Origin of the sequence: Rhizobium sp. LjRoot98 (genome assembly GCF_964252935.1) — a bacterium.
Lineage (GTDB): Bacteria > Pseudomonadota > Alphaproteobacteria > Rhizobiales > Rhizobiaceae > Pararhizobium.
In genome coordinates this window covers 561,220-583,968 of record NZ_CAXUPW020000001.1, presented here as the reverse complement: position 1 = coordinate 583,968, position 22,749 = coordinate 561,220, and the positions used below count along the sequence as shown (strand labels likewise).

General features: G+C 61.4%; 21 protein-coding genes and 2 tRNA genes. 11 read left to right on the top strand and 12 right to left on the bottom strand.

Translation table 11 applies throughout. The features are described 5' to 3' along the window. Nucleotides 1-23 precede the first annotated feature (23 nt). Nucleotides 24-3,488 carry a chromosome segregation SMC family protein gene (locus ACSQ3J_RS02905; RefSeq protein WP_060503791.1) on the top strand — a complete coding sequence of 1,155 codons (3,465 nt, stop codon included), beginning with the start codon at nucleotides 24-26 and terminating at the stop codon, nucleotides 3,486-3,488. Between the two features lie 5 nt (nucleotides 3,489-3,493). On the opposite strand, the gene ACSQ3J_RS02900 is transcribed toward ACSQ3J_RS02905, so the two are convergent. After that, nucleotides 3,494-5,290: a caspase family protein gene (locus ACSQ3J_RS02900; RefSeq protein WP_436038629.1), complete on the bottom strand. Its 1,797-nt coding sequence runs from the start codon at nucleotides 5,288-5,290 to the stop codon at nucleotides 3,494-3,496. A 263-nt stretch (nucleotides 5,291-5,553) separates the two neighbouring features. Between ACSQ3J_RS02900 and ACSQ3J_RS02895 the strand changes: the two genes are divergently transcribed. Both ACSQ3J_RS02895 and ppdK read left to right on the top strand, forming a co-directional pair. Beyond that, nucleotides 5,554-7,176 carry a diguanylate cyclase domain-containing protein gene (locus ACSQ3J_RS02895; RefSeq protein ID WP_436038628.1) on the top strand — a complete coding sequence of 541 codons (1,623 nt, stop codon included), beginning with the start codon at nucleotides 5,554-5,556 and terminating at the stop codon, nucleotides 7,174-7,176. Between the two features lie 132 nt (nucleotides 7,177-7,308). Beyond that, a complete protein-coding gene (ppdK, locus tag ACSQ3J_RS02890) occupies nucleotides 7,309-9,975 on the top strand; it encodes a pyruvate, phosphate dikinase (protein ID WP_436038627.1) in 2,667 nt (888 codons plus the stop codon). 53 nt (nucleotides 9,976-10,028) lie between these two features. On the opposite strand, the gene ACSQ3J_RS02885 is transcribed toward ppdK, so the two are convergent. From ACSQ3J_RS02885 to ACSQ3J_RS02875, 3 genes are all read right to left on the bottom strand, one after another. Then, nucleotides 10,029-10,871 carry an alpha/beta fold hydrolase gene (locus tag ACSQ3J_RS02885; protein WP_436038626.1) on the bottom strand — a complete coding sequence of 281 codons (843 nt, stop codon included), beginning with the start codon at nucleotides 10,869-10,871 and terminating at the stop codon, nucleotides 10,029-10,031. Between the two features lie 121 nt (nucleotides 10,872-10,992). After that, nucleotides 10,993-11,244 carry a hypothetical protein gene (locus tag ACSQ3J_RS02880; protein WP_060503788.1) on the bottom strand — a complete coding sequence of 84 codons (252 nt, stop codon included), beginning with the start codon at nucleotides 11,242-11,244 and terminating at the stop codon, nucleotides 10,993-10,995. A 39-nt stretch (nucleotides 11,245-11,283) separates the two neighbouring features. Continuing rightward, complete coding sequence (locus ACSQ3J_RS02875) at nucleotides 11,284-11,667, bottom strand: hypothetical protein (RefSeq protein ID WP_436038625.1); 384 nt, start codon at nucleotides 11,665-11,667, stop codon at nucleotides 11,284-11,286. Between the two features lie 291 nt (nucleotides 11,668-11,958). Here ACSQ3J_RS02875 and ACSQ3J_RS02870 point away from each other — a divergent pair, with 291 nt between their 5' ends. Then, nucleotides 11,959-12,867 carry a DUF1499 domain-containing protein gene (locus ACSQ3J_RS02870; RefSeq protein ID WP_436038624.1) on the top strand — a complete coding sequence of 303 codons (909 nt, stop codon included), beginning with the start codon at nucleotides 11,959-11,961 and terminating at the stop codon, nucleotides 12,865-12,867. 9 nt (nucleotides 12,868-12,876) lie between these two features. Here the strand turns inward: ACSQ3J_RS02870 and ACSQ3J_RS02865 are convergent, their stop codons facing one another. Then, nucleotides 12,877-13,776 (bottom strand): LysR substrate-binding domain-containing protein, encoded by a 900-nt coding sequence (locus tag ACSQ3J_RS02865; RefSeq protein ID WP_436038623.1) that lies wholly within the window; start codon nucleotides 13,774-13,776, stop codon nucleotides 12,877-12,879. A gap of 101 nt (nucleotides 13,777-13,877) precedes the next feature. Between ACSQ3J_RS02865 and ACSQ3J_RS02860 the strand changes: the two genes are divergently transcribed. Beyond that, nucleotides 13,878-14,045, top strand: coding sequence for a hypothetical protein (locus ACSQ3J_RS02860; protein WP_436038622.1), 168 nt, complete (start codon nucleotides 13,878-13,880; stop codon nucleotides 14,043-14,045). Between the two features lie 30 nt (nucleotides 14,046-14,075). On the opposite strand, the gene ACSQ3J_RS02855 is transcribed toward ACSQ3J_RS02860, so the two are convergent. The 4 genes from ACSQ3J_RS02855 to ACSQ3J_RS02840 all read right to left on the bottom strand — a co-directional run bounded on the left by ACSQ3J_RS02855 (nucleotide 14,076) and on the right by ACSQ3J_RS02840 (nucleotide 16,937). After that, nucleotides 14,076-14,531 carry a thiol-disulfide oxidoreductase DCC family protein gene (locus ACSQ3J_RS02855; RefSeq protein ID WP_436038621.1) on the bottom strand — a complete coding sequence of 152 codons (456 nt, stop codon included), beginning with the start codon at nucleotides 14,529-14,531 and terminating at the stop codon, nucleotides 14,076-14,078. After that, nucleotides 14,531-15,463, bottom strand: coding sequence for an MBL fold metallo-hydrolase (locus ACSQ3J_RS02850; RefSeq protein WP_436038620.1), 933 nt, complete (start codon nucleotides 15,461-15,463; stop codon nucleotides 14,531-14,533). Before ACSQ3J_RS02850 ends, ACSQ3J_RS02855 begins: the two co-directional genes overlap by 1 nt. Nucleotides 15,464-15,474: 11 nt before the next feature. Beyond that, nucleotides 15,475-15,771, bottom strand: a complete 297-nt coding sequence (locus ACSQ3J_RS02845; protein WP_060503781.1) for a cupin domain-containing protein — start codon at nucleotides 15,769-15,771, stop codon at nucleotides 15,475-15,477. Between the two features lie 215 nt (nucleotides 15,772-15,986). Continuing rightward, nucleotides 15,987-16,937, bottom strand: a complete 951-nt coding sequence (locus tag ACSQ3J_RS02840; RefSeq protein WP_436038619.1) for an IS110 family transposase — start codon at nucleotides 16,935-16,937, stop codon at nucleotides 15,987-15,989. A 368-nt stretch (nucleotides 16,938-17,305) separates the two neighbouring features. Here ACSQ3J_RS02840 and ACSQ3J_RS02835 point away from each other — a divergent pair. Together ACSQ3J_RS02835 and ACSQ3J_RS02830 are read left to right on the top strand one after the other, a co-directional pair. Then, nucleotides 17,306-17,379 (top strand) — tRNA-Gln (locus ACSQ3J_RS02835). 266 nt (nucleotides 17,380-17,645) lie between these two features. Next, nucleotides 17,646-17,828: a YegP family protein gene (locus ACSQ3J_RS02830; protein ID WP_060503780.1), complete on the top strand. Its 183-nt coding sequence runs from the start codon at nucleotides 17,646-17,648 to the stop codon at nucleotides 17,826-17,828. A 77-nt stretch (nucleotides 17,829-17,905) separates the two neighbouring features. Here the strand turns inward: ACSQ3J_RS02830 and ACSQ3J_RS02825 are convergent, their stop codons facing one another. After that, nucleotides 17,906-18,316, bottom strand: coding sequence for a hypothetical protein (locus ACSQ3J_RS02825; protein WP_060503779.1), 411 nt, complete (start codon nucleotides 18,314-18,316; stop codon nucleotides 17,906-17,908). A gap of 378 nt (nucleotides 18,317-18,694) precedes the next feature. Here ACSQ3J_RS02825 and ACSQ3J_RS02820 point away from each other — a divergent pair. The 4 genes from ACSQ3J_RS02820 (at nucleotide 18,695) to ACSQ3J_RS02805 (ending at nucleotide 20,128) form a co-directional block, all read left to right on the top strand. Beyond that, nucleotides 18,695-18,771 (top strand) — tRNA-Pro (locus tag ACSQ3J_RS02820). Between the two features lie 284 nt (nucleotides 18,772-19,055). After that, on the top strand, nucleotides 19,056-19,286 hold the full coding sequence (locus tag ACSQ3J_RS02815) for a hypothetical protein (protein ID WP_060503778.1): 231 nt from the start codon (nucleotides 19,056-19,058) through the stop codon (nucleotides 19,284-19,286). A gap of 107 nt (nucleotides 19,287-19,393) precedes the next feature. Continuing rightward, on the top strand, nucleotides 19,394-19,873 hold the full coding sequence (locus ACSQ3J_RS02810) for a DUF2938 domain-containing protein (RefSeq protein ID WP_436038618.1): 480 nt from the start codon (nucleotides 19,394-19,396) through the stop codon (nucleotides 19,871-19,873). A gap of 9 nt (nucleotides 19,874-19,882) precedes the next feature. Then, nucleotides 19,883-20,128 (top strand): hypothetical protein, encoded by a 246-nt coding sequence (locus tag ACSQ3J_RS02805; RefSeq protein ID WP_436038617.1) that lies wholly within the window; start codon nucleotides 19,883-19,885, stop codon nucleotides 20,126-20,128. Nucleotides 20,129-20,252: 124 nt separating this feature from the next. Here ACSQ3J_RS02805 and cysN read toward each other — a convergent pair whose 3' ends face one another. Both cysN and cysD read right to left on the bottom strand, forming a co-directional pair. Continuing rightward, on the bottom strand, nucleotides 20,253-21,767 hold the full coding sequence (gene cysN, locus ACSQ3J_RS02800; protein ID WP_060503775.1) for a sulfate adenylyltransferase subunit CysN: 1,515 nt from the start codon (nucleotides 21,765-21,767) through the stop codon (nucleotides 20,253-20,255). Next, nucleotides 21,767-22,720, bottom strand: coding sequence for a sulfate adenylyltransferase subunit CysD (gene cysD, locus ACSQ3J_RS02795; protein WP_060503774.1), 954 nt, complete (start codon nucleotides 22,718-22,720; stop codon nucleotides 21,767-21,769). The genes cysN and cysD overlap by 1 nt, the downstream gene beginning before the upstream one ends. Between the last annotated feature and the right edge of the window lie 29 nt (nucleotides 22,721-22,749).

Below are 22,749 nucleotides of genomic sequence, written 5' to 3'. Positions count from 1 at the left end.
GGGGAGAAGAGGGGGCAAACCGCATGAAATTCACCAAGCTCCGACTTCTCGGCTTCAAGTCCTTCGTCGAACCCTCCGAATTCGTTATCGAACGCGGGCTGACCGGTGTTGTCGGGCCGAACGGCTGTGGCAAGTCGAACCTGGTCGAGGCGCTGCGCTGGGTGATGGGGGAAAATTCCTACAAGAACATGCGCGCGTCGGGCATGGACGACGTGATTTTTTCCGGGTCCGGCAACCGTCCCGCCCGCAACACGGCCGAGGTCGGCCTTTACCTCGACAATACCGACCGCACCGCGCCTGCCGCCTTCAACGATAGCGACGAAATCCAGGTGACGCGGCGGATCGAGCGGGAAAATGGTTCCGTCTACCGCATCAACGGCAAGGAAGCCCGCGCCAAGGATGTGCAGCTTCTGTTTGCCGATGCCTCGACCGGCGCGCGTTCGCCGTCGATGGTCGGCCAGGGCCGGATCGGCGAGCTGATTGCGGCCAAGCCCCAGGCACGGCGCCAGTTGCTCGAAGAGGCCGCCGGGATTTCCGGGCTGCATTCGCGCCGCCATGAGGCAGAACTTCGCCTGAAGGGCGCCGAGACCAATCTCGAGCGGCTGGAGGACGTCACCTCGCAGCTCGAAAGCCAGATCGAGAGCCTGAAGCGCCAGTCGCGCCAGGCCAATCGCTTCAAGATGCTGTCGGCCGATATCCGCCGCCACGAAGCGATGCTTTTGCATATCCGCTGGGTGCAAGCCAAGGAGGCAGAAGCTGAAGCCGATAGCCATCTGAACCAGGCAACATCGCTGGTCGCCGAAAAGGCGCAAGCCCAGATGGAAGCGGCCAAGGCACAGGCCATCGCCAGCCTGAAACTGCCGGAATTGCGCGAATCCGAAGCAAGGGCTGCGGCCGCCCTGCAGCGCCTGCAGATCGCCAAGTCGCAGCTTGAAGAAGACGCTGGCCGCATCCTGCGCCGCCGTGATGAATTGCAGCGCCGCCTGTCGCAGTTGCGCGAGGATATTATTCGCGAAGAGCGGATGGTTGCCGACAATGCCGGTATTCTGGCGCGGCTGGACGAGGAAGAGAGCGAGCTTGCCGATATGCTCGCCGAGGCGGGCGAGCGCGCCGAAGAAGCCCGCGAGCGGCTGGCGGATGCAAGCGAGAAACTGTCCGAAAGCGAACGCCAGCTCGGTTTGTTGACTGCCGAAAAGGCCGAGGCGCAGGCCTCGCGCAACCAGCTCGAAAAGACCATTCGCGATCTGACTGAGCGGCAGGCGCGTCTTGCCCGACAGCTGTCCGACCAGAACCGCGATCTCGACGAACTCGACCGGCAGATTTCGACGCTGCCGGACCCTGCGGAGAAGCAGGAGGAAGTCGAAGCCGCCGAATCCGGGCTGGAGCAGGCGGAAAATGCCGTTGCCGATATCGAAGAGGCGCTGGCCGCTGCCCGGCAAGCCGAAGTTGCCGCCCGCCCGTCCGTCGACGCTGCGCGATCGCAGGTGAACGGCATCGAGACTGAAGCCCGCACTATCCGGCGGATGCTGGAAGCCTCCGCCGTTCAAGGCGCCGCCCCGGCTGTGGTCGATGACATGAAGGTCGATCGTGGTTTCGAGACGGCCTTGGGTGCAGCACTTGGCGAAGATCTGGAATCGCCGCTCGACCCGAATGCGCCCGCCCATTGGCGCGCACCGGGCGATGCGTCCGGCGATCCGCAATTGCCCGATGACGCAACTCCGCTGATGCAGTATGTGCGCGCGCCAAAAGCGCTGGATCGCGGCCTGCGCCAGATTGGTATCGTTGCCGACGACGCGACGGCGGAGCGTCTGCAGCCGCTGTTGAAGGCAGGGCAAAGGCTGGTGACGCGCGACGGTGCTGTCTGGCGCTGGGACGGCCATGTCATCGGTGCCGATGCGCCGAGTGCCGCAGCTTTGCGGCTGGCGCAAAAGAACCGGCTTGCCGAACTCGAAGGCGAACTCATCGACGCCCGCGACCAATTGGCCGCGCGCGAAGCCGAACTTGCTGCTGCTGCCGCGCGCATCCGTGCCGAAGACGAGCGCCTGCGCTTGTCGCGCGAAACCCAGCGCATGGTGGTGCGCAAGCTTGCCGAAGCCCGCGAAGCGTTGGCCGCGGCAGAGCGCGCATCCGGTGATCTCGTCCGCCGCCGGGCGGTTCTGGCCGAAACCGCAAGCCAGCTTTCGCTGCAGGTCGAAGAGATCGGCGAGCAGATGGAATCTGCCCGCGAGGCGCTGGAAGATGCCCCCGACGTTGCCGGGCTGGAGCAGAAGCTCAACAGCCAGATGACGACCGTCGCGACAGACCGGGCGCTGGTGGCCGAAGCGCGCGCCATCAACGATGGCCTGGCGCGCGAAAACGAAGGCCGCGAACGCCGCATCCGCGCCATCGCGGCCGAGCGGCAGACCTGGAACACCCGGGCTGCGAGTGCGCAGGAGCACATCGAGACTTTGCGCGAGCGCGAAAGCGAGACGCGCGAGGAGGTCGAGGAACTGCTCGAGGCGCCCGACGAATTCGACGAGAAGCGCCGGGCGCTGACGAGCGAGCTGTCGAAGGCCGAAGAGGCGCGCCGTGAAGCCGCGGATGTTTTGGCCGTTGCCGAAACACGCCAGCGCGATGCCGACCGGATCGCTGTCACCGCGCTCTCGGAACTGGCCGAGACGCGGGAAAAGCGCGGCCGCGCCGAAGAACGGCTGGTGTCCGCCCGCGAAAAGCGGCTCGAGGGTGAAGCCCGCATCCGTGAAGTGCTCAATTGCGCCCCGCACGAGGTGATGCGGCTGACCGGCCTTGCTGTCGATGCCGAGCTGCCGGATGTCCGCCAGATCGAGCGTGAACTGGACCGCCTGAAAATCGAGCGTGAGCGTCTTGGCGCCGTCAACCTCAGAGCCGAAGAAGAGCAGAAGGAACTGTCCGACAAGCTCGATGCCATGCTGAAGGAACGCGAGGACGTCATCGACGCGATCCGCAAGCTGCGTTCGGCGATCCAGAATCTCAACCGCGAAGGCCGCGAACGCCTGCTGGCCGCATTCGACGTGGTCAACGTCCAGTTCCAGCGGCTGTTTACCCATCTGTTCGGTGGCGGCACGGCGGAACTGCAGTTGATCGAGAGTGACGATCCGCTCGACGCTGGTCTTGAAATCCTCGCCCGGCCGCCGGGTAAAAAGCCGCAGACGATGACGCTATTGTCGGGTGGCGAACAGGCGTTGACGGCCATGGCGCTGATCTTTGCGGTGTTCCTCACCAATCCCGCGCCGATCTGCGTGCTCGACGAAGTCGATGCGCCGCTCGACGACCACAATGTCGAGCGCTATTGCAACCTGATGGACGAAATGGCCGCCTCGACCGAGACCCGTTTCGTCATCATTACCCACAATCCGATCACCATGGCCCGCATGAACCGCCTGTTCGGCGTCACCATGGCCGAGCAGGGTGTTTCGCAACTCGTCTCCGTCGATCTGCAGACGGCCGAGCAAATGCGGGAAGCGGTCTAAATTCTTTATTCCAGTTCCAAGACGAAGGAATAGCCGCCGTCGCTTTCACCCATGTCGTCCCAAGTGTCGACATATTGCGTCTTTGTATCCGCCTTTCCCTGCCTGTGAGCATAATACATGCCATAATCGTCGCCGGGTTTGTCTTCGTTCGGCATATCCCTGAACCATTTCGAATAGGTCATCGGTTCGCCATTCTCCCACTTCCAGCCGCCGCGTGGTTCCTTGCCCGATGGATCCTGGATAAGACCGACCCAGGCGCCCATCTTGTAGGAAACGTGGCCGCGGGGATCGTAGCCCGTCAGAAATAGTCTCTGATCCTTGTTCAGAAGCGAAGCGATGAAGCTGTTTTCGGCATCGGACGTAATCGTCGCGAGATAGCCGCCACACTGTTTTGAAACCGACGCAGCCGATTTCCGTGTGATCAAGCCGGCCCGCATCAGGACGTAAAGATGTCCGTTGAATGACCCGTAGGTCCTTTCGTAATAAGGATTGCAGGCAATTGCCTTCAGAACGCGCGGATCGATTTCGAGCCCTTCAAAATCCTTCGGATTGTAAACGCGTGCTAGCGGCGAGGAATACAGACCGTTCCCATAGGCTTGGACGGACATTCCGAGGCTTTTGGCTGTGTCCTCGTCGACGTAGCCTGATCTGGCGACGCCGATAGACGCCTGGTAATCGGTAAGGGCCCGCCGAGTCTGCTGGCCAAAAGCACCATCGGGTGTGCCGGCGGCAAAACCTCGCCCGGTCAGCGCCACCTGGATATCGTGCCTTTGGGTCCGGCTCAAACCCAGCCCGGATTCCCGCATTTCAGCGTTCGTGCCGCTCCCCGGCGCCGGAACCGGTAAAAACTGAGACAGCAATTGCCGCGCAAGAATTGCCTGTTCGCCTGTCGGGTGTTTTTTCAGAAACAGCCCCCAGATACGCGGTGTGTTGATCCGCAATGCCTTGCGGAAATCGGCCTCGATCTCGATTGCTTCAGGATCGATCGCCGGTGTGGATACCGCCCGTTCTTCCTTTGGCAAAGAGGGGTCGAAATAGAATTCCAACGACAGCGACGACAGGATCTGCGGCGACTGCTTGCCATCTGTTGCCTTTCGAACATCGCGGATGACCCGCTTGAAGGCGGTGCCGATTTCAAGGCCCGGCCCTGCAAGGTGGCTGATCAGGGCGGTGGTGAACGGCGAGTTCTTGCCACTCCCGTCAGAGGCCACCTGTCCAGGTGCTGCAGCGAACGCCACCATGGTGCCTGCGCTTTCCGTTTCGACCGGCGCCAGTCCGCGTGTCGCGATGCTTCTGGTGGCGCCTTCGATCTCCTGGTTGAGACGGTTGGCGAGCGGGTTGTTGCGGCACGCATCGAGAAAGAAGAGGGCGATCTTCGACTTTTTCTCAATTGCCGCAATGACATCGGCAAGTGCCAGCGTCTCGGCAGCAACATCGAATTCGCTCGCCAGCCGCGCATCTGTTCCAACGAGATAGTTCTCGCCACGCAGCTGCATGCCATGACCGGCGAAATAGAAAAGCGCCACGTCGTCATTCTTGATTTTGCGGACAAACTGCGACACTGCCTCCGCCAGCTGGCCGCGATCGGCGTCGACCACCACATCGGCGTCAAACCCACGGGCGGAAAGAAAGGCTCCGAATTCGCGCGCGTCCCGTACTGCGTTAGGCAACGTTCCGGCAGCTTCGTATTGTCCGTTTCCGATGACAAGCGCGAGCCGCTTCCCCGTTTCCGTGGCGGTCGCATCAAGCGGTGCAGTGAAAGCAAGAACCAGAACGGACAGGCATACCAGGCAAATTCTCATCGTGATCACTCCCGGCTGTTACAAACTGGAACGCATGATGTGATGGAAAAATTCGCGGCCTGCTCGGAGCGGCTCTCAATCCGGTATATCCCCGTTAACGCATTAATATTAGCATTACCTAAGTCGTGCGCAAAGATGGTAGTCGGGTCGCGTTGCCTAATCCGTTGGCAAGCTGGCTGGTAAGAAAATCTTTCATATCTGGGCGCACAATTTCACCGGCAAGCCTGTAAAGAGCTATGCCGGATTGCCGGAGGGTATGAAGCTTGACGGATTTCACGGGCGTAGATGCGTTGATGCTTTTGAGGGCCGTTCCCGTGGCGTCCGTGTGCGTGAATGCTGGCGGCCTGATTGTCTTTGCCAATGAGGCCGCGGCGGCCATGTCCGGAGCCAGCTTTGTTCTTGCGCGCACGCCGGTATCTCGGCTTCTGCCGGAATGGCACGCCGTCTCGAACGCCACTGCCAAATCCTTTCGCCGCGAAACGCTGCTTTTGCGCGGCGATGGCAGTGTCATACCCGTCGAGCTTTCGGTCGTGCGGTTTAGTGATGTTTTGACGGGCATCGTCATCCGCGATCTCATCGATGAGCGGTCGATGGAATCGATGCGTCTTGAGTTGGAGCGGCAAAACGATGAGGCGCTGCTTGAGGCAAGGGCTGCCCACCGGCGTCTCGGCTTCTTCATCGACATGCTGCCGCAGGCGGCTTGCGTTTTTGACGCAGAGGACCGCTACATTCTCTGGAACGAGAAATATGCAGCACTGTATCCGGAAATCGCTGGCCACCTGCGCCCGGGAGTGCCGTTCAGGGAGATTCTCGAGATCAGCCTGGCCAGTGGCGATATGCCGGAAATAGTCGCGGATCCGGAAGACTGGATCGAGGAGCGGATGAAGAAGCACAGGCTACCGGTCTCGCAGGAGGAGCAGATGCTGCGGGACGGGCGTTGGCTGCGCCACGATGACAGGCGTACGCCGGATGGGGGCGCCATCGGCATGCGCATCGATATCACCGAACTCAAGCGCCGCGAGGAATCCTTCCGGCTGCTGTTCGATGCCAACCCGATGCCGATGATGGTCTGCGATGCCGCGAGCCTTGATATTCTGGCTGTCAACAACGCAGCAGTCAGGCTTTACGGTTTTCCGGCCGAAGCGATGCGGCAAAAGCGTGTCATTGATTTTCATGCCGGCGGCGAGGGCGACCGGCTGGGCACCATGCTGCGCAGTCTGGAGGGCGATTGCGAGGCGCGCACTGTCTGGCACCAGAAGGCGGCAGATGGCACCGAACACCATGTTCTGATCTATGTGCGCATCATCAACGAGGGGCCGTCGCGGCGGCTGCTTTTGACGATCGCCGATGTGAGCGACCGCATCCGCGCCGAGGCGCATGCCACCCATCTTGCCCACCACGATCCGCTGACGGGCCTGCCGAACCGCATGCAGTTTCGCCAGAAGCTTGAATCCGCGCTGGAAAGAGCGGCGCGGGACGGGAGGGAACTGGCGGTTCACTATCTTGATCTCGATGGCTTCAAGCCGGTCAATGACACCTTCGGCCATGCGACTGGCGATATGCTGCTGAAGCAGGTTGCCGAGCGATTGAAGTCGGTGCTGCTGAGCGGTGATCTGGTGGCCAGGCTCGGGGGTGACGAGTTTGCCATTCTGCAACATGCCTCTGCCGCTGATGTCGCCGATATCGCCGACCGCTGCATCCTGGCTCTGGGAAAACCCTTCGGCATTGCCAACAGCCAGATCGGCATCAGCGTCAGCATCGGCATCGCGGTGGCGCCCGACAACGGCTTTGATCCCGACGAATTGATGAGCGCCGCCGATAGCGCGCTTTATCAGGCGAAAGCCTCCGGCAAGAGCACGTGGCGCCGCAGCGGCGCCGCGGCCTGACCCTTCCTTCCGCTTTTGTGACAGTTTTTTCGTGTTTTTGCTGCGATGCAGCATAATTCCACCACCGGTGCATTTTAAACCCGAAAAGGATACTGTAGCCTCCGGTGGGAGCCGTATGGGTGGAGAAGTGGCATGACAAAGTGGGTTTATACCTTCGGCGGGGGAGAAGCCGAAGGAAATGCGGGCGATCGTGATCTGTTAGGAGGCAAGGGCGCCAATCTGGCGGAGATGTGCAATCTCGGCCTGCCGGTGCCACCCGGCCTGACGATCATCACCGAGGCCTGCGGCAAATATTATGCCGATGGCCGCACTATTCCCGAAGAGTTGAAGGCACAGGTCTCGGCCGGTCTTGAGAGGATGCAGGCGATCACCGGGCGCGTGTTCGGCGATATCGAGCGTCCTCTGCTGCTGTCGGTCCGCTCCGGCGCCCGCGCCTCGATGCCGGGCATGATGGATACCGTGCTCAACCTCGGTCTCAATGACGCAACGGTACAGGCGCTCGGCCACGATGCCGGCGATGCCCGGTTTGCCTGGGACAGCTATCGCCGTTTCATCCAGATGTATGCCGATGTTGTCATGGGGCTCGACCACGAGGTCTTCGAGGAAATCCTTGAAGACGAAAAAGGCCGTCTCGGGCATGAGCAGGATACCGAGATTTCCGCCGTCGAATGGCAGCACATCATCGCGCACTACAAGCGGGTGATCGAGGAGGAACTCGGCGAGGCCTTTCCGCAGGATCCCGAGGTTCAGCTCTGGGGGGCGATCGGCGCTGTCTTTTCCAGCTGGATGAACCCCCGCGCCATCACCTACCGGCATTTGCACAACATACCCGCCGCCTGGGGTACCGCCGTCAATGTCCAGGCGATGGTGTTCGGCAATCTCGGCAATACGTCGGCGACCGGCGTTGCCTTCACCCGCAATCCCTCGACCGGCGAAAACGAACTCTACGGCGAATTCCTCGTCAATGCGCAAGGGGAGGATGTCGTCGCCGGCATCCGCACGCCGCAAAACATCACGGAGGCTGCCCGCATCGCGTCCGGTTCCGACAAGCCGTCGCTGGAAAAGCTGATGCCGGAAGCGTTCGAGGAGTTCCAGGCGATCTGCAATCGGCTGGAAGGCCATTACCGCGACATGCAGGATCTCGAATTCACCATCGAGCGCGGCAAGCTCTGGATGTTGCAGACCCGCTCCGGCAAGCGGACCGCCAAGGCGGCACTGAGGATCGCGGTCGACATGGCCGAAGCCCGCACGATCACGCAGGATCAGGCAGTTGCCCGCATCGATCCCGCCTCGCTCGATCAGTTGCTGCATCCGACCATCGACCCGCGTGCCCGCCGCGATATCATCGGCTCCGGTCTGCCGGCTTCGCCAGGGGCCGCGACGGGTGAGATCGTCTTCACCTCCGAAGAGGCGGTGCTGGCCAACAAGGAAGGCCGCAAGGTCATTCTGGTCCGCGTCGAAACCAGCCCGGAAGACATTCACGGCATGCATGCGGCTGAAGGCATTCTGACCTGCCGCGGCGGCATGACCAGCCATGCGGCGGTGGTCGCGCGCGGCATGGGCATTCCTTGCGTCTCCGGTGCCGGGAACCTGCGCGTCGATACCCGCAACGAACTTTTGATCGCCGCTGGCATGACGCTCGCCAAGGGTGAGGTGATCACCATTGACGGCTCCTCCGGCCAGGTATTGAAGGGCGAAATCCCTATGCTGCAGCCGGAACTGTCCGGCGACTTCGGCAAGATCATGGCCTGGGCCGATGCCAGCCGCCGCATGACGGTGCGCACCAATGCCGAGACCCCGGCCGATGCCCGCGCTGCCCGCTCCTTCGGTGCCGAGGGGATCGGGCTCTGCCGTACCGAGCATATGTTCTTCGAGGGTGAGCGCATCAATGTCATGCGCGAAATGATCCTGGCTGCAGACGAGGCGGGGCGGCGGGTGTCGCTTGCCAAGCTTTTGCCGATGCAGCGCTCCGACTTCACTGAACTGTTCTCGATCATGCACGGCCTGCCGGTCACCATCCGCCTGCTCGATCCGCCGCTGCACGAGTTCCTGCCGAAGACCGACGAGGAGATCGCCGATGTTTCGGCCGTTCTCGGCATGGACCCGGCCGAACTGCGCCAGCGCGTCGATGCGCTGCACGAATTCAACCCGATGCTCGGCCATCGCGGCTGCCGTCTGGCGATTTCCCATCCGGAGATCGCGGAGATGCAGGCCCGTGCGATTTTCGAGGCGGCGGTTGAGGCTGCCCGCGAAACCGGCGCGCCCGTCGTACCGGAAATCATGGTGCCGCTGGTCGGGCTGAAATCCGAGTTGGACTACGTCAAGGCCTGCATCGATGCGGTGGCCAGGGAGGTTATTGGCGAGTCCGGTATCGAGATCGAATATCTTGTCGGTACGATGATCGAGTTGCCGCGTGCAGCCCTTCGCGCCCATGTCATCGCCGAAAGCGCCGACTTCTTTTCCTTCGGGACCAACGACCTGACGCAGACCACATTCGGCATCTCGCGTGACGATGCGGCCCAATTCCTCAATACCTACATCCAGAAGGGCATTGTCGAGAAAGATCCGTTCGTCTCGCTCGATTTCGATGGGGTCGGTGAACTGATCCAGATTGCCGCCGAACGCGGCCGCCGCACCAAGAACGGCTTGAAACTCGGTATCTGCGGCGAGCACGGCGGCGACCCGGCCTCTATCCGTTTCTGCGAGGACGCTGGCCTCGACTATGTCTCCTGTTCGCCCTTCCGCGTGCCGATCGCAAGACTGGCGGCCGCCCAGGCGGCGATCAATGGCAAGGGCTGAGTGCTACGGTTTAAACTGTCCGGCAAGCGGGGGCTCGCCGGACAGTTCGTTTCCTACCGGTCGATGAAATCCCGCACCGCCTTGTTGTACCCTTCCGGGTCCTGCAGCATGGCGAAATGGCTGGCGTCCTCGAGGATGATCAGTTCGGCGCCGGGGATGGTTTTTGCCAGGTAATCCGTATGCTCCCGGCTGATCGCCTCGTCGTGGTCGCCGAGAACGATGGCGGTCGGCGTCGTGATCTTCTTCAGGTTGTCGTCGCTCCAGTTGGGCTGGCTTGCCCACATGTTGCTGATCTGGGTGACGAAAGCGTCATATTCGGCCGGTGTCGGCGAAATCTTCTTGTAAACCTCGCCGGCCTTTTCGATGTAGGTGGCGAAGGTCTTGTTTTCCATCACGGTCGGGATGACGCCGTCGATCTTGGAATTGGCGGCCTGAGCAAACAGTTTGGTCAGTCGTTCCGGGTGATGGATGGCGATATCGAGGCCGATAATGCCGCCATCGCTCCAGCCGACAATCGCCGTCTTGCCGATCTTCAGGTAATCAAGCAGCGCCAGATAATCCGAAGACATCAGGTCGTAGCTATAGGGATCGGCATTGCGGGTCGAGCGCCCATGCCCGCGGCTTTCGGCAACGATGACGGTATGATCCTTGGAAAGATCGGCAACCTGTGCGCCCCAGACGTCGGCATAGCCGAGGCCGCCGTGGATGAGCAGCACCGGCGGGCCGGAGCCGTAGACGGCGTAGTACATGTCGATGCCGTTGACCGGCGCCGTGCCGGTTTTATCCGCCTTCGGCATCGGGGCGGGGGCAGGCAGTTGCTGCCACCGTTCAGCGGCCACTGCCGGCGCGGCGGCGAAGAGGAAGAGGGCGCAGAGTACTTTCAGCACGGCTTTCATGAGAAATCTCCCGATCGTTGACGCGCCATCATAGGCGGCAATTGCCGTTGCCAAAGCAAAAGTCAGCGCCATTTCGCGCCGAATCGGAAATTTCCTTGCGGAAAGTGAAGGTGCTACGCGATTACCGGACGATAACCGGGCGGTTCCAGCCCCACATCATCGGGTCGTTGCCATAGCGCAATGAGCGCGACTCGGCACGGCGGTCGAGGTCGATGCGTTGCAGGCAGGTGGCGAGCGCATCGGTGCCGCGGCGGAAGCCGTAGGACAGGCAGGTTTTTTCGTCTGCGGCGCGGCGTTCTTGCGGCGTCAGTGTGGTGCAACCGCCAAGGATTGCGCCGAGCGCGACAAGCGACAGAATCTTCCCGATGGACATGCTGAGACCTTGAAACGATTGCAGATCTCACTCTGTCTATCAGATACGTTGCAGCACATCCACAAAGGCTTCGGCAAAATTCTTGAGGTCCGCGGTGCTCTCGTCGGGTGCTTCGAGGCGGATCGTGTTGCCACCGGTTTCCAGGCAGGCGAAGATAGTTGCCATGACAGCGCTGCCATCCTTGGGAATGCGCAGGACCGCGATGCGATCACAATCGGCCACCAGCCCGGAGGCGGGCAATTCGAACAGCAGGGCGCCGTCGATGGCTGCAGCGGCGGCGCGGACATGGGCGGAAAAGCCGTCCGGCCCGGTGGTGAAACCGTCCAGCGAGAGTTCGAGTTCAAGCAGTTCGATGGTCAGGTTGGCGTCGGGCGCCGGAATTAAGGTCTGGGTGGCCGATGTGGCCATCTCGGATGATAGCATGCTCACTCTCCTTTCAAGCCACAGGAAAGACATCTCTTCCCGCGCACCTGGAAATTCCGATGTGTGTGCAAACCGGTCCTACGCCGCATGAACCGGGAAACACGGCTGATCCCCATCATTAAGACATGATCAAGGAGAATGGCAAATTTGCGGCATGTTAGGAAGAGCAGATGTTCACGCTCCCTCCGCGCCTCCATCCTCGTCCGGGCGAAAATCACTTCACAGCTTTCGTCATCATGCTCTAAACAGGAGATGTGTCGCCGTGTCAGGCCAAGGGATTGATTCTGCCAGATGATGATCAAGTATGAGCGCCCTACATCCGTTGCAGCCCGTTGGGCGCGCCGGATCGCCCGCTTTGCCTTCGGTCTCTTTATCGGGGCCTTGCTGGCGCATCGCTTCGGCCCGCTCGTGACGCCGCATTTCGCCGCGCTGATTGCCTTGTCGGCGGGCCTTGCCGTTCTTGCGGTGGTTCTGGCGATTGCCGGTTTCGTCCGGTTCTGGCAGGTCGCAGCCGTCGGCGGCATTGCCTCGTTCGTGGCCCTGCTATACGCGGCCGTTCCGATCGGTGCCGCCGGCTTTGTGATTGGCGAATATTTCTCCAAGCCGGCGATCTACGATGTCAGCACCGACACGGTGACGCCGCCGCCCTGGATCAAGACCCCGAATGCACAACAGGGCTGGCTGAAGCGCGCGGCCGAGGTGACGCCGGCAGACCGCGAAGCGCAGGTTCTTGCCTATCCGGCGCTGACCGGCCGCCGGTACGACGGTGCGCTCGACCGCGTGTTTCAGGGGGTAAAGACCGTTGCGGAACAGACCGGCATTACCATCGTTGCGCAGGCAGGCGTCGAAAATGCCGAAGCCGATCTGGAAGACATGGCCGTCAAGCCGGCCGACGCTGCCCCGGCCGATAGCGATCCTGATGACGTGCCGATCCCGCTGTCGCGCCCCGAGATCGGCACGGGCGAGATGCCGCCGGGACGGCGCTCCTCCGATATTTTGCTGCAGGGCGAATGGCGTACTTTGATCGTTGGCCTGCGCTTCGACGTGTTGATCAGGCTGCGCGAAGAGGCCGAAACCACCTTCGTCGACATGCGCGTCGCCTCGCGCTACGGCGGCCATGATCTCGGCCTCGGTGCCGCCTTTGCCGACCAGTTTTTGCACGCGCTTGATGCCGAACTTTTGGGGATTGCCGGGGATTGATCCAGTCCGTCAGGCCGATATGTCTGCAAAGCAGCCGGTGATCCAGGTGACAAAGGCAAGGGCTTGAGGCGACAATTGGCCGAAGTCGCGGGCCACCAGAAAATAGGCGCCATGCAGGACTGACAGGTCGAAGGGCTGGATAAAGCGCCCGGCATCAAGATCGTCGCGCGACAAGGCTGTGTCGACAAGTGCGACGCCATGGCCGCGCAGCAGGGCCTGCAGTGCCAGCGCACCATCGGTGAAGATCGGCCCGCGCATGATCTCGGTGCTCGGGGCTAAACCTGCTGCCGCAAACCAGCGCGCCCAAACATCGCGATTTTCTTCATGCAGCAGCGTATAGGAGAGCAGGTCTTCCGGGACCTCAAGGGGAGCCTCATCCCTGACGATCGCTGGCGACAGTGCCGGAACCATGGCGACGTCGCAGAGATGGAGGGCCTGGGTGCGAGGCCAGCTGCTTGCCTTTGCGCTATGGCGGATGGCAAGCTCCGCCACATCGCCGCGAAAATCGACAAGTCTAGCCTCGGATTCCACGGATACGTCGATTTGCGGGTGCTCTTCGCGAAAATGTTGCAGATGCGGCACGAGCCAGCAACCGGCAAAGCCGGGTTCGGCATTGACCGTCAAAAGCGTCGCGGGTTTGGCCGCCCGCACTTCCTCAAGCCGGGCATCGATCGTATCGAAGGCGGTGGCCAGTGTTTCGAGCAGTCTCGACCCTGTTGCGCTCAGACGCACCTTGCGGTGATGCCGCGTAAACAGCGCCGTTCCCAGGAGCGCTTCCAGTTCGCGTACCTGCCGGCTGATCGCGGCTTGCGAGACGAACAGTTCTTCGGCGGCCAGTGTAAAGCTCTCGTGCCTTCCAGCCGCTTCAAAACTGCGCAGGGCGGTCAAGGGTAAACGTCCGCGTTTCATCGCATAACCTTAAGTCATCCGAAGACGACAATAAGCTCGTTTGTCAGCCAAGGGCAAGGGGCGCATCCTTGGCGCATCGATAGTTTTGGAAGGACGATGCGATGGGCGCGATCCTCAAACTCTGGATGGACGTCATTCTGCTCCTGACCCTGCAATACGACGTTGGCCGCAAGACATTCCTTGGCGACGGTAGCGCCGAACGCTTCAACCGTTCGCCGGACGAAGCCAGCCGGTATAGCGGACGATCAGGCCGGTCGACAGACTGGTGATCTCGACATGAAAGCGAAGATGCTGCCAACCTATGCAAGGAACCGGGCGCGATGTTCCGGCGCCGGGACGAAGCAGCTGTTGCGGCGGCCGGCGATCCGGTAGCGGTTGCGCGCCACAAGTTCATAGAGTGGATCGCGGACGCGTCTCGGCAGCGCGCGGAAGACGTTTGCAAGGTTCCAGGGAAAGCCGAGCCCGGCCGCCATGCGCAGCGACCCCTCCGATTTCAGATAGGCGATGCCATTCTCGATCAGGATATTGGTCTCATAGTCGCGGCTGTCGAGGCCATAGTGACGGTAGAGCGCTTCGCCAAGGGGCGATTGCGCCGTGATGAAATGGTAGCGGCCCTGCTTGTCGTGGCGCAGGACGAAATTCACCCAGCCGGAGCAGAAGATGCATGCGCCATCAAAGACGATGATGGGATGGTCGTCGGCAAAGCCAGGCACCGCCGGATCGCTGCGATAACTATAGGCTGACCTCAACTGCATCAGCTTGCCCCGCCGGGCGCCAGGCGAAAGGCGCCGGTGAGCGAGGGGGCTCCATCGGTCTCGACCTGGCCGCGCTCCAACAGGTCCTCCAGATGAGCAAACACCGACAGCGCCGCGGCGCCATGCAAGCGCGGATCGGTGGTCGCATAGATCACCTTCACCATGTCGGGGATAAACGTGTCACCGGCCCGCACCCGCTCCAGTACGGCGCGCTCGCGCATCCGCCGGTGGGCGCGCAGGCCGCGCAGGAACGCAGCAGGCGCGTTGACCGGGCCACCATGGCCGGGCAGGTAGAGCCGGTCGTCGCGGCCAAGCAACTTTTCCAGCGAGGCCATGTAATCGGTCATCGACCCATCCGGCGGCGCGACGATCGAGGTTGCCCAGGCCATGACATGATCGGCGGAAAAGACGATGCCGGTCTCGTTCGGACTGCCAAGCGCAAATGCCGCGTGGTTGGCGGTATGGCCGGGCGTTAAAAGCGTGGTCAGCGACCAGCCATCGCCCTCGATCCGGTCGCCATCGGCAAGCGCGATATCGGGCGAAAAATCCTTGTCCGAGCTTTCGGCAAACGGGTTGATCTCGCCGGCATGCAGCAGCCGTGCCGCCCGGTGCGGCCCCTCGGCAACAACAAGCGCGCCGGTCTCAGTCTTCAGCCGCCGCGCAAGCGGCGAGTGGTCGCGATGCGTGTGGCTGACGGCAATATGCGTGACCTCGCGGCCTTTCAGCGCCGCCATCAGCGCCTGGAAATGCGCTTCGTCCTCCGGCCCGGGATCGATCACCGCAACCGATTTATCGCCGACGATATAGCTGTTGGTGCCATGGAAGGTGAAGGGACTGGGATTGTTGACGGTGATGCGCTGCACCCCGTCCGCCACTGTCACCGCTTCGCCATGGGCTGGCTTGAAGTCAAGGTCGAAATCTGGACCGTCCACGCGCCGTCTCTTCACTTGTACTCGACTTCGATGAACGACATGAATTCCTTGCCGGCATTGACGACATTGTGCTCGACGCCGGCCTCGCGCCGGTAGGCCTGCCCCTTGGCAATATCCACCCGCCGCTCACCGCCAGGCTCTTCCAGCAGAAACTGGCAATCGGTCATCGGGATGACCACATAGCCCATGCCATGCACATGATGCCCGGTATCGGCCCCCGGCTCAAAATCCCAGCGGGTGATTCTCACCACATCATCATCGAGAAGAACGGTGGGTTTGGCGGGCGGGCGGGCACGAAAGATGCTCATGGAAGTCTCCGGGTTTGGATGGAGACCCTAGCCTAGAATACCGATGACAGAAATGCATTTCCAATACTGGCTGATGTCTTTTGAGTGCTGGCGCTGCAAGCGATTGTCCCCGCGCCATTGCCCCTCACCCTAACCCTCTCCCCGCACGCGGGGAGAGGGGACGACAGAGGTTGCCGCATATCCCTTCGCCCCGCCTGCGGGGAGAAGCAACCATGTCATTGTTTGACGGATTGCCAAGGTTTGTCACGCTGCATTACGAGATTTGCGGCTTCGATGAGCTTTCGCATGATGGCGACGAGAATGAGTTTGGGCGGCTTTCCGGCGGCAGCCATCCGTTGTGCAAAGGTTTTGTGGGTCGGATCGCATCGTTTTGCCGCCAGCGCCGCGATATAGAGAAGCCTTCGTGGTCTGCGGCGGCCTCCGGCGATGCACCGCTGGCCTCTGCGTGCACCGGAATCCCGGTCGAACGGCGCAACGCCGATCAGGGATGCCGCCTGGCCGCGGCGCATGGTTCCCAGTTCGGGCATGCGAATGAGCAGGCTGAGCGCCACGATGGGACCGACGCCCGGCAAGGATCGCAGCAGTTCGCAGCGTCGCGCGAGATCGGGCCAGAGCCGGATACGCGCCATGAGGGCACAGATCATCCCGTTCTTTCGGGCGATCAGCACAGACAGCTGGGCACGAGCCTCCTCGATCAGCTCGGGCAGGCTCAGATGCTCCATCTGGGTCTTGAGCAGGGTTGCCAGTTCGCTGGCCTGCTCATAGGCGGTCAGCCGCTCGGACAGATCGGCCATGCGAGGATCTGCCGCCGCTCGCACGGTGTCTGCCTGGGCGGTGGCGCAGGCAATCAGGCGGGCATCGATGCGGTCGTTTTTGGCGCGCAGTCGTTTGAGGCGGGCAAAAAGCCTGACCTCGATGGGCTGGTGAACGATCACCTCCAGCGCCGCAGCCCGCAAAGCCTTGACGACGACCCGCTCATAACCGCCCGTCGCCTCGAGGCCAACGCGATTGGCGCCCTGAGCCGAGAGCCAATCGAGCAGCACGCCATGTCCGAAAGGCGTGTTAGCAACGCGCAAGGTCGCCGGCGAGCCATGGATCGCGGCATCCAGCCAAAGCTTGGAGACATCGACGCCGGCGCTGCATGTGATAGACTTCGATACGTTCATCGATCCCTCCTTGTGGCTTCGGACCCGATCGTCCCTGCAACCATCCGGATCAGTGAACAGCCGACGGCGACCAAGCTTCTCCACAGCCAAAAGGGCTCAGGTGGCGACGGTCCCTCCGACGGGCGCCCGCCCGATGCTTCAACATCGGGCGGGCAGGCCGGACAAACCAGAATCTATCACCAATCCAACACACAAGGTGGCCGAAAGGCCGGATGAGGGGCGTTACCCATACCGCGCCCGCCCGTAGCCTTCTCAAAATCGCCCCCTTGAAAAATCCGCGCAAAACCCAAACTTAGACATTGTCGCATGCGTTCGGCTTTGCTAAACCGGCACTCGATTTGGCAGGGCAATCTGTTCGCGCCAAACGGTGGGGCGTAGCCAAGCGGTAAGGCACTGGTTTTTGGTACCGGCACCCCTGGTTCGAATCCAGGCGCCCCAGCCACTTCATTTCTCGTCATGTTCAGTTGATCACCTCAAAAGTCCCTCGGTAGGCGGCTTTGTGGGTCGTCTGCATGAACATTGGGCGGCTTATGATCCGATCCTCCGAAACGTTGCAGAAGATTGCGCGTCAGTCTGGCGGCCCAAAAAGAACTCCCCATCGATTTTCACCAGCTGGCTGGTCGCTTTACATCAGGGTCAAACTTGCCAACGCCAGCAGCAACTGCCACGTTGAAGAGGCTTGATTCACGCTGACAAGAGGGGGAGCTGATGGCTCACAAGTTTGAAATCTACAAAGACAAGGCTGGCGAATTCCGGGTTCGCTTCAAATACAACAACGAAGTGATGTTCTCGACGGAAGGCTATTCCAGCAAGTCGAGCGCTCAGAATGCCATCGATTCCATCAAGAAAAATGGCCCCGGTGCGCCGGTCGAAGACAACAGCACCACCTGAGCAAACGCCATAAACAAGACCCGCCGGTGAAAACCGGCGGGTCCATTCAGATCAGCACATCGGTGCCCAAAAAAATCTTACTTCGCCTGATCGCCAGCCAGAAACTCCTCGCACCAGCTCGGACCGGAAGACTTTTTGACATCGCCGAGCACCGTGATCGAGCGGATGACGTAGTCGGACGAGACGTTGAGCTGGACAGAGCAGGACAGGAATTCGGTGCGGGCGGAGGCGATCTTCTTGCCCTTCTTGCCGTTTTCACCTTCGGCGTACTGCGCCGGGATCGTCCGCTTCTTGTAGCCGCCCTTCCAGGAATAGACGGTCATGTCACCGCTGGAAACGTCCGACTGTGGCGGGCCAAACGCGGCGAAGAAGACGCCTGCGGGCTGTCCCTTCCAGCGGGCCTCGACGGCATTGCGGGCCGGGCCTACGGTGGTGCAGCCGGCAAGCGCCAGCGCAAGGCCGGCCACGGTCATCAAGCGGAAATTCATCTGGTCACGTCCCTTTGGTTTTCGTTCTGAAACATCGCCCGCCCCGGCGGCGCAAAGCGCTGGCAGCCAAGGCTTGTCGCTCCAGCCTCTAGCGCTAAACCGATTGAAAGAAAATCTCCGCAACGGCTTATAAACGCGGCTGTACGCATAAATTTGCAAGCGTTGCCGAAAGGCCCCAGCAAGGGAACAGTTTGGTGGGAAAACCCCGCTGCCGGCTGCAATTTTTAGCGCCGTTTCTGGCCTGGCTGAGCAGCTTGGCTGCAGGCTTTTCCGGTGGTGTGGCGGGACTTATCCTATTGTTTTCAAGCTACGTGCGGATTTTTCCAGTTTGCGCCTTGTGGAAAGGAAAATGCTGTTCTATAGAGGCGCCGCTGGTCACGGAGTGTAGCGCAGCCTGGTAGCGCACGTCGTTCGGGACGACGGGGTCGGAGGTTCGAATCCTCTCACTCCGACCAGCTCTATTTCCCTGAATTGCTGAACTTTTTGAAGCTGCCATCTCTATATAGCGGTGCTGGACCTGCTGTTTGCAAAAATGCCGCTGGAGAGCGGGCGATGGTAAACCTGCAGCTACCCGCCGGAACCTAACCGTCAGCCGGAGCCGTGGCGGCCCGGCCGATTGACCCGGGAAGGCTGATTTGAGGCTGCCTGCTGCTCAAATCCCATTTGCAACACAGCGATTCTCCGGTCTATCATTGCCTTGAAAACCGGCCAGCCCGGCGGCCCCTTTCGGGATACTGGAATGAATATACCTCACTTCACACCGGCACATCTCATCCCCAGCGATATCGAGGCCTATGCCAACAGGCTCGCCGAACATGTGGCGGGCATCCACCTCGAGACCGGCGAGTACAGCGAGATGACGATTACCATTGAAGATGTCGTCATCGATGATTATCCCGCCGGCGATTACGAGGTGATCGTGCGTCAGAAGAAACCCGCCAGCTTTCTCGAGCTGGAAGCCAAGCGCTGAAACCGCCGCTGGCTTCACCGGCGGTGGTGCTTGACCACAAAAACCGGCCTGAACTATAAGAAAACGGCTGCGTCGCGCCGCACTCCGGTCAACAGGATTTTCACTTCATGTTCGATATTTTCTGGCGCAGCGTGGCTATCGGTGTGGGCGGGACCGTGCTGATGGATTTCTGGGCGGTCCTGTTGTGGTTGCTGGCTGGCCAGAGCAAGCCGAACTGGGCGCCGGTCGGGCGATGGTTCTGGCATTTGCGCACCGGTAAGGTCTTTCATGACGATATCGGCAAGGCCGAGCCCTATGCCCACGAGCAGGCGCTTGGCTGGATCAGCCATTATGCTGTCGGCATTGCCTATGGCATCCTGCTCGTCGCCGTCACCGGCTCTGCATGGCTTGCTGCACCGACATTCCTGCCTGCCTGGATCGTTGGTATCGTCACCATCGGTGCCGGCTGGTTCCTGCTGCAGCCGGGCCTGGGCATCGGCTGGGCTGCCTCCAAGCTGCCAAACGCCAACAAGGTGCGTTTCCTCAATTTCGTCTCGCACACGGTCTTTGCGGCCGGCATGTACGGGACCGCATTGCTCCTACGCTAAGGGCCTGATTTGAAAAAGATTGACGACCTGATCGCTTCCGCGGCCAGCATCCACGACCGCTACAAGGCTGGCCGCATGGAGCGCGAAACTGTGCGCGAATGGGTGCTGGGTCTCGGCGGTTATCCGCCTCCCTATGCGGGAGCGTTGAGCGAGGCGGCCGCATGGTTCAAGCCCTCGCGGGACATGGAATCCGATGCGCTGAAAGTGGTGGATCTGGAGCGGTTGAAGGCCATCGTCACGGCTGACGCGCCCTGATTGCGGCGGACCTGGATCGGTTCACGCGCCGCCAGGCGCATGAGTATGCCGGACATTTTCAATGACATGACAACAAGCGCCACCTCCGGTCTTTCGGAGGTGGCGCTTGCCGGGCTAAGCCATGTCAGATGTCGACGGCGGCATCCTTGAAGATTTGCGATGCTTCGCCGGCAGTCATGCGGCGCAGGTCGGTTTCGTCGCGGCGGCGCGAAAACAGTTCCGTCGCCATCAGTTGCTCGGCAAGGTCAGCCGGCAGAGAGAGGATCACGCGGGCCTCGTCCGAACGCAGATCGGTCAGCGACGAGCGCTTGGCGGTGATCATGCCGCCGGCAACCGTGTTGTTGGTATCCGGATCGATCAGGATGAAGGCGCCTGTTGTGCGGTTCTGTTCATAGGCGTCAAAAACGGCGTTCTCATCGAAGGAGAGGTGGACCTTACCGATGCCGTTCATCGGCAGTACGCCCGTCCGCTGGTTCCAGCTGCCGGTCTGGAGGTCCAGCTGGCTGTAGGGGTTTGCAGTAACGCGCTGGCGCCGCGAGCCGCTCTTCAACCAATAACGCCGGCCCGGCTGAATGCCTTCGGCCTGCAGGGCAACGATCTGGGCATCGAAGTCGAGGCCGACCTGCGGCTGGCTGTCGATCGAGACGATCATGTCGCCGCGGGCGACATCGACCTGGCGATCGAGCACCAGCGTGATCGCATCACCGGCAACGGCTGCGTTGCGCACGAGATCGAAGGTGATGATCTTGGTGACGTTGGCAACCATGCCGGACGGCAGAATGATGACGGAATCGCCGGGCTTGACCGAGCCACCGGCAACGGTGCCCTGATAGCCGCGGAAACTCTCGCCAGGACGCGAAACGCGCTGCACCGGCAGGCGGAAGCCGACGGTCTGGGCGGAGCGGACCGTTGCCAGCTCCAGCACCTCGACCAGCGTCTGGCCGTCATACCAGGGCATCGACGCCTTGCCGTCATAGACGACGTTTTCGCCCTTCAGCGCCGACATCGGGATGGCGGTGATCTGGCGCACGCCGAGCGACAAGGCAAGCTCGCGGAATTCGTGGGTGATCTGCTCGAAACGGGCGCGGTCATAACCGACGAGGTCGAACTTGTTGACGGCCAGCACGAACTGCTTGATGCCCATCAGCGAGGCAATCGTCGCATGGCGGCGGGTCTGTTCGAGCAGGCCGGTGCGGGCATCAACGAGCAGCACGGCGAGATCGGCAGTCGAGGCGCCGGTTGCCATGTTGCGGGTATATTGCTCATGGCCGGGCGTATCGGCGACGATGAAGGAGCGCTTGTCGGTGGCGAAATAGCGATAGGCGACATCGATGGTGATGCCCTGTTCGCGCTCCGCCTGCAGACCGTCAAGCAGCAGCGCGAAATCGGGCAGGCCGAGATCGTTCTGCTTGCCACTGTCACGGCGCAGCGTTGCCGCCTGGTCTTCCTTGACAGCCTTTGTGTCCCAGAGCAGGCGGCCGATCAGCGTCGACTTGCCATCATCGACCGATCCGCAGGTGATCAGCCGCAGCGGGCGTGTATCGCGGACGGCGCGCGTAGCCTCCGTGGCCGGAAAGGCGGTTACCGTGCCGGTCGTTACGTCAGCGCTGGCGGCTTGTGCGATTGCGGAAACGGTCATCAAAAATATCCTTCACGCTTCTTCTTTTCCATCGAGCCGGACTGATCGCGGTCGATGGCGCGTCCCTGCCGTTCGGAAACCGTGGCGATTTCCAGTTCGGCAATGACCTCTTCAAGGGTGGTGGCCGTGGAGCGGATACCGCCGGTCAGCGGCCAGCAGCCGAGCGTGCGGAAGCGCAGCATGCCTTCCTGTATCTGTTCGCCCGGCAGCGCCTCGAAGCGCGGATCCTCGGCCCAGACCAGCATACCGTCGCGGTCTACGTATTTGCGCGGCTTGGCGTAGTAGAGCGGTACAAGCGGAATGTTTTCTGCCTGGATGTAGCGCCAGATATCCACTTCGGTCCAGTTGGAGAGCGGGAAGGCGCGCACACTTTCGCCCTTGCGGATCATGCCGTTATAGACGTTCCAGAGTTCCGGGCGCTGGTTGCGCGGATCCCAGCGGTGGTCCGGCGTGCGGAAGGAATAGATGCGTTCCTTGGCGCGGCTGGCTTCCTCGTCACGGCGGGCGCCGCCAAAGGCTGCATCATATCCACCGGCATCCAGTGCCTGACGCAGCGCTTCCGTTTTCATGATGTCGGTATAGAGCGCCGAACCGTGGCTGAACGGCGTGATGTTTTCTGTCGCGCCGCGCGGGTTCTTGTGCTCGATCAGGTCGAGATCATATTCCTTGGCAACGGCGTCACGGAAATCGATCATTTCCGGGAACTTCCAGCCCGTATTGACGTGCAGCAGCGGGAAGGGCACGCGGCCGGGATAAAAGGCTTTTCGCGCCAGATGAAGAAGGACGGAACTATCCTTGCCGATCGAATAGAGCATCACCGGCTTGTCGAACTCGGCTGCCACTTCACGGAAGATGTGGATCGCTTCGTTCTCGAGCGCCTTCAAATGCGGGTCGAGCGGGGTCTTTGCTGTCTGCGGATTGTGCAGTTCCGTTTCCGGAAGAGTACTGGGCATTTCAAGTCTCCCGGAGTGTCTGTGGTGCG